The sequence below is a fragment of the Flavobacterium branchiophilum NBRC 15030 = ATCC 35035 genome (assembly GCF_002217205.1).
Lineage (GTDB): Bacteria > Bacteroidota > Bacteroidia > Flavobacteriales > Flavobacteriaceae > Flavobacterium > Flavobacterium branchiophilum.
In genome coordinates, this window is record NZ_MUGT01000011.1 from 1 (window position 1) to 11,966 (window position 11,966).

The 11,966-nt window shown below is 35.7% G+C and carries 14 protein-coding genes; 10 read left to right on the forward strand and 4 right to left on the reverse strand.

Annotated features, from left to right (window positions below; all coding sequences use genetic code 11):
• Positions 1 to 29 precede the first annotated feature (29 nt).
• Genes B0A58_RS01515 through B0A58_RS16335 form a run of 3 tightly spaced genes read left to right on the forward strand, consistent with a single transcriptional unit; the run spans position 30 to position 795 of the window.
• Complete coding sequence (locus tag B0A58_RS01515; protein ID WP_089079587.1) at positions 30 to 383, forward strand: hypothetical protein; 354 nt, start codon at positions 30 to 32, stop codon at positions 381 to 383.
• The gene (locus tag B0A58_RS17055; protein ID WP_089079588.1) at positions 380 to 622 is read left to right on the forward strand and encodes a DUF1353 domain-containing protein; all 243 of its coding nucleotides are present in this window, start codon (positions 380 to 382) and stop codon (positions 620 to 622) included. Before B0A58_RS01515 ends, B0A58_RS17055 begins: the two co-directional genes overlap by 4 nt.
• Positions 547 to 795, forward strand: a complete 249-nt coding sequence (locus tag B0A58_RS16335; RefSeq protein ID WP_165766270.1) for a hypothetical protein — start codon at positions 547 to 549, stop codon at positions 793 to 795. The genes B0A58_RS17055 and B0A58_RS16335 overlap by 76 nt, the downstream gene beginning before the upstream one ends.
• A gap of 62 nt (positions 796 to 857) precedes the next feature.
• On the opposite strand, the gene B0A58_RS01525 is transcribed toward B0A58_RS16335, so the two are convergent.
• Positions 858 to 1,106 carry a hypothetical protein gene (locus B0A58_RS01525; RefSeq protein WP_089079589.1) on the reverse strand — a complete coding sequence of 83 codons (249 nt, stop codon included), beginning with the start codon at positions 1,104 to 1,106 and terminating at the stop codon, positions 858 to 860.
• Positions 1,106 to 1,600, reverse strand: a complete 495-nt coding sequence (locus tag B0A58_RS01530; RefSeq protein WP_089079590.1) for a hypothetical protein — start codon at positions 1,598 to 1,600, stop codon at positions 1,106 to 1,108. Before B0A58_RS01530 ends, B0A58_RS01525 begins: the two co-directional genes overlap by 1 nt.
• A 292-nt stretch (positions 1,601 to 1,892) precedes the next feature.
• Here B0A58_RS01530 and B0A58_RS16930 point away from each other — a divergent pair, with 292 nt between their 5' ends.
• The 4 genes from B0A58_RS16930 (at position 1,893) to B0A58_RS01545 (ending at position 3,927) form a co-directional block, all read left to right on the forward strand.
• On the forward strand, positions 1,893 to 2,021 hold the full coding sequence (locus B0A58_RS16930) for a hypothetical protein (RefSeq protein WP_260439100.1): 129 nt from the start codon (positions 1,893 to 1,895) through the stop codon (positions 2,019 to 2,021).
• Between the two features lie 55 nt (positions 2,022 to 2,076).
• Positions 2,077 to 2,319 carry a DUF5053 domain-containing protein gene (locus B0A58_RS01535; RefSeq protein ID WP_089079591.1) on the forward strand — a complete coding sequence of 81 codons (243 nt, stop codon included), beginning with the start codon at positions 2,077 to 2,079 and terminating at the stop codon, positions 2,317 to 2,319.
• Positions 2,320 to 2,354: 35 nt separating this feature from the next.
• Positions 2,355 to 2,750, forward strand: a complete 396-nt coding sequence (locus tag B0A58_RS01540) for a formyltransferase family protein (RefSeq protein WP_089079592.1) — start codon at positions 2,355 to 2,357, stop codon at positions 2,748 to 2,750.
• An 88-nt stretch (positions 2,751 to 2,838) separates the two neighbouring features.
• The gene (locus B0A58_RS01545; RefSeq protein WP_089079593.1) at positions 2,839 to 3,927 is read left to right on the forward strand and encodes a DNA cytosine methyltransferase; all 1,089 of its coding nucleotides are present in this window, start codon (positions 2,839 to 2,841) and stop codon (positions 3,925 to 3,927) included.
• Positions 3,928 to 4,651: 724 nt separating this feature from the next.
• Here B0A58_RS01545 and B0A58_RS01550 read toward each other — a convergent pair.
• Complete coding sequence (locus tag B0A58_RS01550) at positions 4,652 to 5,167, reverse strand: hypothetical protein (protein WP_014083426.1); 516 nt, start codon at positions 5,165 to 5,167, stop codon at positions 4,652 to 4,654.
• Between the two features lie 168 nt (positions 5,168 to 5,335).
• Between B0A58_RS01550 and rpmH the strand changes: the two genes are divergently transcribed.
• The 3 genes from rpmH to carB all read left to right on the forward strand — a co-directional run bounded on the left by rpmH (position 5,336) and on the right by carB (position 9,481).
• Positions 5,336 to 5,497, forward strand: coding sequence for a 50S ribosomal protein L34 (gene rpmH, locus B0A58_RS01555; protein ID WP_008464848.1), 162 nt, complete (start codon positions 5,336 to 5,338; stop codon positions 5,495 to 5,497).
• A 97-nt stretch (positions 5,498 to 5,594) separates the two neighbouring features.
• Positions 5,595 to 5,771 carry a hypothetical protein gene (locus tag B0A58_RS16340; protein ID WP_165766272.1) on the forward strand — a complete coding sequence of 59 codons (177 nt, stop codon included), beginning with the start codon at positions 5,595 to 5,597 and terminating at the stop codon, positions 5,769 to 5,771.
• Positions 5,772 to 6,628: 857 nt separating this feature from the next.
• Positions 6,629 to 9,481 carry a carbamoyl-phosphate synthase large subunit gene (gene carB / locus B0A58_RS01565; RefSeq protein WP_089079595.1) on the forward strand — a complete coding sequence of 951 codons (2,853 nt, stop codon included), beginning with the start codon at positions 6,629 to 6,631 and terminating at the stop codon, positions 9,479 to 9,481.
• Positions 9,482 to 9,760: 279 nt separating this feature from the next.
• On the opposite strand, the gene B0A58_RS01570 is transcribed toward carB, so the two are convergent.
• The gene (locus tag B0A58_RS01570) at positions 9,761 to 11,356 is read right to left on the reverse strand and encodes an NAD(P)/FAD-dependent oxidoreductase (RefSeq protein WP_089079596.1); all 1,596 of its coding nucleotides are present in this window, start codon (positions 11,354 to 11,356) and stop codon (positions 9,761 to 9,763) included.
• Positions 11,357 to 11,966: the final 610 nt, after the last annotated feature.

The window sequence follows — 11,966 nt, forward strand, 5'->3', positions numbered from 1 at the left end:
TTATAGGGGGCTAGACCATCGTTAATCCATTGCAAACTAGTGTAGTCGAAATTGTATTGGTTCAATTCACAGAGCATATTGGTAGTTACACGGCCTCGATAGTGCATCAGTATCAAGGTCTTGTTTTGATTCCTGGTACTACAGATCCCATACCTGGGACCATTAGAATTTTGGAAAAGGATGTGGCATTTTCAGTTGATGAAATTGATTTTTTGAGCCAAAAAGCTCAAATAGATGTTACATTTCATGAAACTGCTTATAGAGATGCCCTAAAAAGGGTTGCCTTATTGTACTATGTTCAGCATGATTTTATAGACGATCAAAAAAACAAAACGATTTATAATTTAGACCCAGATGACTGGGAAATTTGTAACAACCCATGATTTGTAAATTAGAAACCATTAAAAAAAACCTCGTGAAGGGCCGTAATCCAGTCAAAAAAACACGAGTGTATGGTATAGATAACGTGAACTTGTATCGGCTAATTGTGGCGGTTAGAGTACAATTGTCCAATGGCGATGTTATTAAAATACCCAGACATTATGTGTGGGATTTGGCCAGTGTACCCCGTGTATTTTGGTGGCTTTGCCCCCAGATTCTGATGCAGAACTTGCTTTTTTGATACATGATTATTTATACGAAAATAAAATGTATGATAGGCAGTTTGTTGATCGTGAAATGCTCAAATGGTCTGTAACAACCAACGGCACCACTAGGCTATCATTGAGAAACATAGATAATTATATTCGATTTTATGTTGTTCGATTGGCCGGAAGACACGCCTGGGATAACTAAACCTTTTGGAGGGAAGGTTGAAAAAAACCGCTAATCTGTTGAGAGTAGCGGTTTTTTTCTTGTTATTCTAACTCTTTGTCTAAATAGGGGTCTAATATTTCGGCAAATTCATTGAGCCAGTAAAAACCATCTTTTATCCATTCGGGCAAAACGTATATTTTGCCTTCTTCTTCATAATTTTTGTCGATGGCTACTTTTGACATTATATATACGGCACGGCGTATGTGCTTAGCCATTATTTCTTTTGGAATTGTGCTATTGAAAAATTCCATTAGTTTTTGGTCTTCGGTTGTGATTAGTATATTTTTCATTAGATACCTAATTTAGAGATTAAACTTAAACGAAGTGCTTTGTCGTCTATTTGGGCAATGTCTGCCAATATTTCGACCATTCGGGAGGTGGTTAGCCTGTTGTGTTTTCTGCGAGTAACCTGTGGTAGTTGTACGGCTGGTGCGGTTACGTTTAGGATAACACTTTCTGCCCAGTCACGAAAAAGTTTGGCTCTTTCGGATTTGATGAAGAAACCAAGACGAATGATGCCTTGTTTTGTCCAGTAGGTTGCTTGTGGTTGAACATTCTTTACGGTGTCGCAAAATGCAACACCCTTTACAAAATGTTTGCCCTCTATCAATTCATCTTGATGTCTTGATTGTGCAGAACGAATAGTTCCTGCTGATACACCATAGCCAAAGGCTACATCTTTTACAGGCATTAAAAATTCGTGATTTTGATTTTGAATAACCGCAACGGTTAAACCATCAGTTACTTGCAAGTTTAGTACTTGCTTGGACTCTCTTGTTTGCATAATATAAAGATTTAAAAATTACATATAAAAAAGGCAGGTCGCTGCAAACAAGATCTATCCAATGAATAGAAAAGTCTCGGGACTTGCACCCGTACGCCTGCCAAAAGTTTTTTAATGTTGTAATGGTAATCATTGAATTGTAATCTTGTTTGCACTGCAAACGTAATGAAGTTTTTTGAAATGGCAAATAAAAAGATAAAAAAAGTGAAAATATTTTTGAAATAGTTGGTTGAAAGTTTGTTTACTATGAATATTCGCAGTATATTTGTAGAGTAAAATTAAAACAGTAAATATGGAATTAACAGAGCAAGAAAGGGAGTTGATAGAGCAAATTAGGAACTACAAAAACAGCAAACACAATCCTTCAAGAAGTTTAAGAGTATTAATAGTCGAATTGTTTTACATCTTATTGGACGATTAACAGAAAACCACCCGAAAGGGTGGGATTCTTTATTATAAATTTTAAAATTATTATTATGAAAGTAGCAGAAAAACCAACAGCAAAAGCACAATTGGACGATATTATTTTAGATGTATCGTGGGCAGATATTTCAAAAACGTATTTTGGCAAATCGAGTTCGTGGATTTACAACAAACTGAATGGCAGAGATGGCAACGGCGGACACGGAGAGTTTAATGAGCAAGAAACGGAAGTTTTGAGAAATGCTTTGTTTGAATTGTCTGACCGCATTCGCAAATGTGCCGAAAAATTAGTTTAGGCTCCTTGTTTTAATTTTACACCCGAACCCTGCAAATGAGCCTTTGCAGGGTTTTTTTATTGCCACGACACCGAGGACGTTCCTCCATTGAATGGGCGGTTCGTATGCGTGATGCAATAACTGGTGGAACTGTTTTTTGGTTGAATGATGGCATTGACAGGGGCGATGTTGCCTATCAAGATATTATATTCATTAACCCGAAGTTATATGGAATTGAACCAAAAAAGGCGGCAAAAATACTTTGGGAGCATGAGCTACAATCTATGGGGCTTAAATTAATAGAAAAGGCTTTGAGGGATATTCACAAAGGCATAATCATAAAAAAACCGCAACAAAAAGAATTTAGCACATTTGAGCCAAATGCCGATGTGAAAGATTTATTTAAACCTGATTTATTGATGCTGGAACAACACGCTTCCCCATCAACTTAATACTACGTAAAGATAAATAATATCAATGAGTTATGCAAATTTTACAAGTAAAAAAAGCACATTTTTTTTATAATTTTTTAGTTAAAATATGAGTGAATTATTAAGTTACAGGTGGGCTTTGAGTGATGCGATTTTCGCAAAAGACAAAGGAAAAGTATTTTCATGTTTTGCGTGTGGTGGTGGCTCCACAATGGGTTATAAACTGGCGGGTTTTGATGTGGTTGGTATAAACGAAATCGACCAACGTATGGCAGACATCTATATTAAGAACCACAACCCAAAATATGCTTTTATAGAAGGAATACAAACGTTTAAAAATCGAAATGACCTGCCAAAAGAGTTGTACGAATTGGATATTTTGGACGGTTCGCCACCATGTAGTAGCTTTTCTATGGCAGGCAATCGTGAGAAAGATTGGGGCAAAGAAAAGAAATTTAAGGAAGGACAAGCGGATCAAGTTTTGGACACGTTGTTTTATGACTTTATTGATTTGGCAGAAAAGCTACAGCCAAAAATTATAGTTGCCGAAAATGTAACGGGCATATTGAAAGGAAACGCCAGAGATTATGTGCGTAGAATTATGACTGCTTTTGATAAAGCGGGCTATTTAATGAAAGAGTTTGAATTGGATAGCTCACAGATGGGCGTTCCACAAAAAAGGGAGCGTGTGTTTTTTATAGCCGTTCGTAAAGATTTAGCAGAAAAATTGCCAAAACAGGAAGGGCTATTATTTAGTGAATTTCCTAACTTGAACATGAAATTTGGACGCTCACCGATACCATTTTCGGAAATACGAACGGAATGTTTAAGGGATAATAGTTGGACTGACCACGACCAGTATATATGGGATAGACGAATAATTGGAGACCGTAAATACTCTGATGTTTTGGTACGAGTACAGGGCAGGAACTCAAACTTTAATAGTTCGTTTATCTACCCACATAAACCAGTTCCAACAATAGCAAGTTCAGAAGGTTCAAAATATGTCTTGTTTGACGAACCACGTAAGTTGAACTCTAAAGAAATGATTTTGGCACAGTCATTCCCATTAGATTATGATTTTGGTAGTGATAAATGTGGAAAGGTTCAGTATGTAGTTGGTATGAGCGTCCCACCGTTGATGATAGCCCACCTATCATTGAGGATATATGACCAGTGGATGGATTTGTTCGATTAATAATTAAAACCCATTTAAAGGCGCTTTAAATGGGTTTTTTAATATGGCTATGTGTTATAAAAATTGTACATTTCATTTTAAATTTATGTACATTTGAATTTTTCGATTATAAACTAATCTCATCTATCTTTTGATTCAAGTTTCAGATAGTCGTAAAATGGATATCCAAAAATCAATTTGTACCATGCAATCTTTTAATGGCTACACCCGCAAAGTCTTTTTTTTGACCTTAAAAAAATAAATTTCGATACAATACATCATCAAAATATTGAAAACCAGTAATTTACAAATAAAATACCGATGGTTAATAACAAGGGCGTGCCCCTCCATAAAACTACTGGTCGGGCTATTCGTTTCAAACAACGTTCATTGAACTCCAAAAGAAATATCATATTGTGAAATAATCTTTTTTGACTACCACATTCAGAAACTATATTCGTGCAATACAACACCCCTTTTGGGGGCTGGGCTGGGGCTAAAAAAGATTTCCACTACTATCCCTCACGCATAACAACTTCCAAAGTAAAACAACCACAAACTTTTTTTAAATGCGGGTACATACTAACATCATTCTAATATATACAAACAAAACACACCACTATATTGGAGCCTACGCTGCTATTATAATGTGAAATATTGTTGCAGCCCCACTATGCAAAAAACTAAAAAAAAAACCATCAGCTTCAAAAAAAGTGATGGTGTATATGTCAGTCAAAAAAACAAATTATATTTTCTTCATTTGATCTTTCATCAATTTAATTTGATCTTTCAACATGCCTTGTTTGTCTAATTTTTTGGCTTCGGCAATCAAGTTGGTTGCTTCTAGTTTTCGTCTTCTAGACAAAGCCACACCTGCCAAGTTGAGTTTGGCAACAGCCAAATCCATATCCATAGACAAGCCCAACTCAATGGCTTTTTTAAAAAATTTCTCGGCCTGAACCAAATTCGTTTGCGAAACCATGATGCCTTGCAAATAATTGTAGTAGCCTTGCTGCTTTTGAACCAATGCAGTTTCGGGGTTTTTTATTTTGGCTAGCCAATTTTGAGCACCTGGAAAGTCTTGTTTTCGCAATTTTAAGAAGGCCAAAAGGATGAATTCGTTCTTAAAATATAAAAAAACAGGAACGGCCGTTAAAAATAACAAGAAAATACCATTGCCAATATTTCCTTCCGAAAATTGCCAAATGCTAGTAATTACAATAAGTCCAGCGATTATAAGTTTAATATTTTTGTGAAACATAAGTTGATTTTTAATTAAGTTGCAAATATAGTAAAATGATTTTAAAATATTTTTATAAAACTATTTGCCAGAAAAAAAAACCTTTGTATATTTGCACTCGGTTTTAGAATAACGAGTTCTAAAAAAAAATTAAAAGAAATATACATAAAGATTTAAAGATAAAAAACAATGAGCAAAAGAACGTTTCAACCATCGAAAAGAAAAAGAAGAAATAAACACGGATTTATGGACAGAATGGCTTCTGCAAATGGAAGAAAAGTCCTTGCTCGTAGAAGAGCAAAAGGAAGACATAAATTGACTGTTTCTAGCGAACCTAGACACAAAAAATAATGATTGTACATTAATCAATATCAAACCGTTACTATTTTATTTTAGTAGCGGTTTTTTTTGAGTAAAAAAATGTAAATTTGTATAAATTAGTTTAATTATGAATATTACAATTAAAACTCTTAGGAAAAATGATGATTTGATAAAACAGCTTATATCTAGTCAAAAAGAACTTATTAAAGAATGTCATGAAGATTATAAAACTAAAAAATTTCAGGAAGTTATTGAGCGATTAAAAGCAAAAAATAAGTTGTTAAGAAGTGATTTGCACGCCTGAAAATATTGCGATAACACTTGATAAATACTTAGCTCCAACAATTTGTACAGTGTTTCGTGATTTTTATCATCTTAAAAATAATTCTATAACCGTTTTTATTTGTGATTCATCTTATGGTAAACAAAAGGTTCTAAAAAGAAAAGTTGGATCATTGGTTTGATGAATTTAACGATAATTCATTTGTGAAATTTGATGATATAATTTTAGATAAAGAAAACAATGAATTTCCAATTTCTTTTATATTAAAAAAGGAGAATTTAAACTTTAATAAAATTTGTAAAGATTTTATAAATACAAATAATGAAGATAAATTAAGATAACTATTATATTAAATTCAAAAAAATGAAAAAAAGTGTAACACATAAAATTTGTATTTTTACATTTATTATTTCATTTTTTCTGTATTTATTTAGTCAAGTTTTAATATTTATTTATAATTACTTCTTTCAAGGTTGTATTTTTGAAAGAATGATTTTTTTTATATTTTTTTTCTCTACTTTTTTATTACTAAAATCGAAACAAAAATTTATTTCAAATAAACGCATAGTTTTTTCAACACCATTTATTTTCGCAACTAACGAGACTGATTTCAATGCTAAGTTCGTTTTGAAAGAAAGTGCTACAATTGAATCAAGGTCTGTTTTTCAAATTTATAAAAAATTGAATTTTATAGAAAGGCAAGTTCTGGATTTCAGTAAAATTTCATGGACAGGGTAAATTTCATGGTATATCTCAACACGATAGCGAAATTAATTAAATTATTAAAATAATAAATAAATACTTAATTTTTACAAAAAAAGAAGTCAAAATAGATAATTTTAAAATTCAATAAAACTCAAAATAAACAACACAACACCATGCCAAAAGACAATTCAATCAAATCGGTTTTAATTATAGGTTCGGGTCCAATAGTCATTGGGCAAGCTTGCGAATTTGACTATGCAGGGTCACAATCCGCACGCTCCATTCGAGAAGAGGGAATCGAAGTGATTCTGATCAACTCCAATCCGGCAACCATCATGACAGATCCATCCATGGCCGATCATGTGTATTTATTGCCATTGACCACAAAATCTATCATTCAAATCCTGAAAGAACACCCACAAATTGATGCTGTTTTGCCAACAATGGGCGGACAAACAGCCTTGAACTTGTGCTTGGAAGCGGAAGAAAAAGGCATTTGGAAGGATTTTAATGTCAAATTAATTGGTGTTGATATCAATGCCATCAATATCACCGAAGACCGTGAACAATTCAAACAATTATTGGAAAAAATACAGGTGCCAACAGCTCCTGCCAAAACGGCCACCTCTTTCTTAAAAGGTAAGGAAATCGCACAAGAATTTGGTTTTCCATTGGTTATTCGTCCTTCGTTTACATTGGGTGGTACAGGTGCTGCTTTTGTACATAAAAAAGAAGATTTTGACGAATTGCTTACCAGAGGTCTCGAAGCCTCTCCAATACATGAAGTACTGATAGACAAAGCTTTACTGGGTTGGAAAGAATATGAATTGGAACTTTTGAGAGACAAAAATGATAATGTAGTAATCATTTGTTCCATCGAAAATATGGATCCTATGGGCATTCATACGGGCGACTCTATTACAGTAGCACCCGCCATGACCTTGTCTGATACTACTTTTCAAAAAATGCGAGATATGGCCATTTTGATGATGAGAAGCATCGGGAATTTTGCTGGTGGCTGTAATGTGCAATTTGCCGTTTCGCCCGACGAAAAAGAAGATATAGTAGCCATCGAAATCAACCCACGTGTGTCTCGTTCATCAGCCTTGGCCTCAAAAGCCACTGGATATCCTATTGCAAAAATTGCTTCAAAATTAGCATTAGGCTACCATTTAGACGAATTGCAAAACCAAATTACAAAATCGACTTCAGCCTTATTTGAACCTACATTGGATTATGTAATTGTAAAAATACCCCGTTGGAACTTTGATAAATTTGAAGGTTCTGATAGAACTTTAGGCCTTCAAATGAAATCTGTGGGCGAGGTTATGGGCATTGGTCGCTCGTTTCAAGAGGCCTTGCACAAAGCTACTCAATCCTTAGAAATCAAACGAAATGGGCTTGGTGCAGACGGCAAAGGTTATACCAATTACGAACAAATCATCGAAAAATTGACACATGCAAGTTGGGATCGTGTTTTTGTGATTTATGATGCACTGGCCATTGGAATTCCGTTATCAAGAATACACGAAATTACAAAAATAGATATGTGGTTTTTGAAACAATATGAGGAATTATTTACTTTAGAAAAAGAAATTGCCAAATATAGAATAGACTCTTTACCCAAACATTTGTTACTAGAAGCCAAGCAAAAAGGATTTGCCGACAGACAAATTGCACACATGATGGGGTGTTTAGAAAGTCAAGTTCACTCCCTAAGAACAGCAAACAACATCAACCGTGTTTTTAAATTGGTAGATACTTGTGCTGCTGAATTTAAGGCCAAAACACCATATTATTATTCCACATTTGAAGCTGAAATACAAACAGCCAATGGACTGAAGTATGTTGATAATGAAAGTATTGTAAGCGACAAAAAGAAAATAGTAGTTTTAGGTTCTGGTCCAAACCGCATTGGGCAAGGTATCGAGTTTGATTATTCGTGTGTGCATGGGGTTTTGGCTGCCAAAGAGTGTGGCTATGAAACCATCATGATCAATTGTAATCCAGAAACGGTTTCGACCGATTTTGATACGGCAGACAAATTGTATTTTGAACCTGTTTTTTGGGAACATATTTATGATATCATTCAACACGAAAAACCCGAAGGCGTTATTGTGCAACTAGGCGGACAAACGGCATTAAAATTAGCCGAAAAATTATCTAAATATGGCATAAAAATCATTGGTACTTCTTTCGATGCTTTAGATTTGGCCGAAGACAGAGGTCGTTTTTCAGATTTATTAACCGAATTGAACATCCCTTTCCCAAAATTTGGCATTGCCGAAACGGCAGACGAAGCATCGGAACTGGCAGATGTATTGGATTTTCCATTGCTCGTTCGCCCGTCGTATGTATTGGGCGGACAAGGTATGAAAATTGTCATCAACAAACAGGAGTTAGAAGAGCATGTAATAGATTTATTAAAATCGATACCAGGCAACAAGTTGTTGTTAGACCACTATTTAGATGGGGCTATCGAAGCCGAGGCCGATGCCATTTGCGATGGCGAAAACGTTTACATTATCGGAATTATGGAGCATATTGAGCCTTGTGGTGTACACTCGGGCGATTCAAACGCTACCTTGCCACCATTCAATTTGGGCGAATTTGTGATGCAACAAATAAAAGACCACACCCACAAAATTGCCTTGGCACTTCAAACTGTAGGATTAATCAATATTCAATTTGCCATTAAAGACGATATTGTGTATATTATTGAAGCCAATCCACGTGCTTCTCGTACTGTCCCTTTTATAGCCAAAGCTTATGGTGAGCCGTATGTAAACTATGCTACAAAAGTCATGTTGGGCGAAAAGAAAGTTACCGATTTTGAATTCAATCCGCAGCTCCATGGCTATGCCATCAAGCAACCTGTATTTTCGTTTAGTAAATTCCCAAATGTAAACAAAGCATTAGGGCCAGAAATGAAATCAACAGGCGAAAGCATTTTGTTTATAGATGATTTAAAAGACGATCAGTTTTATGAATTGTATAGCCGTAGAAAAATGTATTTAAGTAAATAATACCAAAATATACGTATATTTGATATGAAACGGGGTGTTTAGCCCAGATTGAAGTGGAAATCCCGGAGGCTCAAAAGGAATTTTTTGTTGCCACAAAAGAGCGACCAGCGGAAGCTCCTTTTGTGGCAAACAAAAAAACCTTTTGAGCCGAGGAATTGAAACGAAAAGCTGGATAAGCTTCTGAATATAAACCATTAAACCTATAAAATGGTCTCTTACACTTGACTTTTTATACCAAATATACANNTATAAATATATTTGGTATTTATATAAAAAAAATTACATTTCTATTGTTTTTCCTAAAAGGGACAACGCTATTTTTTGGGCACATTTTTCGCCATCGATAGCCGCAGAAACAATACCTCCAGCATAGCCAGCCCCTTCGCCACATGGGTACAATCCTTTGATTTGCAAGTGTTCAAGGCTTTGCTCGTTGCGTGGAATACGAACTGGCGATGAGGTCCTACTTTCTGGAGCGTGCAAAATGGCTTCGTTGGTGTAATATCCTTTCATTGATTTTCCAAATTCTACAAAACCTTGTCGCATGATTTGCGTAAGAAAACCAGGAAAAACTTGCCCCAATTCGACAGAGGTTGTGCCAGGCACATAAGATGTTTTGGGGATAGATGCAGACCGTTTGCTTTGCGTAAAATCAACCAATCGTTGTGCGGGTGCTTTTTGACTATTGCCTATTTCGAGGGTGTTGCCTGCTTGTTGCCAGGCTCGTTGCTCGATACTTTTTTGAAAAGCCATACCTGCCAAAGCACCAAATTTTGCAAAAGGTTTAAAATCGTCGAGTGTAAGGGCCACTACAATACCAGAATTTGCAGTATTTTGATCTCGTTTCGATGGCGACCAACCATTTGTAACAATTTCGCCAGCTCCTGTGGCACATGGGGCCACTATGCCACCAGGACACATACAAAAAGAGTACATCCCCCTGCCATTTACTTGTTTGACAATAGAATATGGTGCTGGCGGAAGGTATTGCCCTCTAAAATCACAGGAATACTGTATGCTGTCTATCAAATCCTGTGTGTGTTCTGCTCGAACACCAATGGCAAAAGGCTTGGCTTCGATTACTATTTTTTTGGCATCTAACAATTCAAAAATATCTCTGGCAGAATGACCTGTGGCTAATATAAGTTTTTGAGCCTTAATGGTATCCCCCTTATGCGTTGTTACACCTTGTATTTCGTTGTTGTGCACGAGTATATCAGTAACCCTTGTTTCAAATAAAACCATACCGCCCGAAGCAATAATTTGCAAACGCATATCTTGAATAATTTGAGGCAATTTATTGGTGCCAATATGCGGATGGGCATCTATCAAAATATTTGGAGTAGCTCCAAATGCAACTAATAATTTCAAAATCCGATCTACATCGCCCCTTTTTTTGGATCGGGTATATAATTTCCCATCAGAGTAGGTGCCTGCTCCGCCTTCGCCAAAACAGTAGTTTGAATCTTCGTTTACTAAATGGTCTTGGTTGATGGCTTTCAAATCCCTACGACGGCCTCGAACCTCCTTACCCCGTTCAATTACAATAGGCTTTAGCCCCAACTCTATGAGTTGTAGTGCGGCAAACAATCCGGCCGGGCCAGCACCAACAATGATAACTTCTTGAGCATGAGCTACATCAGGATAGTGTGGCAACTGTGGTTTGGTGTCTGTTATGGGTTCATTTTGCAAATATACAGCTACTTTCAAATTCATTTTAATAGCCTTTTGACGGGCATCTAACGACCTTTTTAAAATCGCAACATGCTGAATATCATTCTGTTGTATATGATATTTTTTACAAATATAGTCTTGTAATACATCAAATTGCGAGGCTATTTCTGGAGCTACTTGAAATTGAAATTCTTTTGGCATAATCAAAAAGCATTGGTTTAGACTGCAAAAGTAATCAAAACAACTGATTTATTATACTATACCATCGATTGTATGGCAACTAGTTTGTCTTTAGCAAAACAATTAAAATGAAGCCGTTGGGTATTGATTTTTATAGGTTATACCTAATATTAGGAATAAAAAAATCAAAGACAAAAAGTTATTTTTTTAGACTCAGTTAAGCAAACAAAACAGAACAAAATGTTTAAAATGTATATGGGGTGTCAATAGAACACAAATTTTGCACACATGAATACTTCATCATACGTTGCCACCAAAAGCCAAACAAAAAATTAAAAAACAAACACCAAAACCATTAGGGCATGCCGGCAAAAAAAAGAAAGCCCCCACGCCCCAAACCCTTCAGGCGGGGCTTCCTTTTTTTGCCGTCGGGCTATCACGAGCACATGGTGCCTTGCTCTATCCCTCATGCGGGCAACCTCCAATAGTCAGTCTCTACTCACCAAAGTTTTTTCAAACTTCTTTTTTTTCTTTTTTATCATTTCACACTTCTAATTTCTCATTTCTGACCTCTAACTTCTAACTTCTTGCATCTAACCTCTTGCTTCTCATTTCTTGCTTCTCATTTTTA